This is a genomic window from Corallococcus aberystwythensis (genome assembly GCF_003612165.1).
In the GTDB taxonomy this organism is placed as follows: Bacteria; Myxococcota; Myxococcia; order Myxococcales; family Myxococcaceae; genus Corallococcus; species Corallococcus aberystwythensis.
The window spans coordinates 1-412 of sequence record NZ_RAWK01000598.1 but is presented as its reverse complement, the minus strand read 5'-3'; the positions used below and the strand labels follow the sequence as shown (position 1 = coordinate 412).

1 protein-coding gene is annotated in these 412 nt (G+C 71.4%); it reads right to left on the bottom strand.

Translation table 11 applies throughout. The features are described from left to right. Positions 1-412 (bottom strand): hypothetical protein (locus D7W81_RS44690; RefSeq protein ID WP_208721706.1); only part of this gene is annotated, 412 nt, incomplete at both ends.

Sequence of the window (412 nt, the reverse complement as noted above, 5' to 3'; positions counted from 1 at the left end):
CCTGTACACGGGCAGGGGGGTTTGGACCGACGCGTCCTGCATGAGAGCCGCGATCGCCGGGGGCGTCGTGCCCTGCTGCTCCGTGGCGGCCAGCTTGAGGAGGCGCTTGACGATTCCGCAGGTCTGGGGGGCGGCAGTGCCGCCCCCCGCGTCGTCCCCGGGGGGTGTTGGTGCGAACGCGGGCCAGCCGTGGGGGACTAGGAGCCTTTCTGCTTCCGCCAGACGTCCCATCATTTTGGTGGACGAGTCTGCGACCCCGCAGTACGCGGGGGCGGGCGTGAGGGCCGCCGGGGCATACGTGCGCGCGCGCAGGTAGGCGGCGGCCGCGTCTCCCGCCAGGGCGGTTTCCCTGGGGGTGACGTTTTGCTTTACGTACTCGCGGATGTTCAGCTGGGCGCGCACGTGCCGGAAG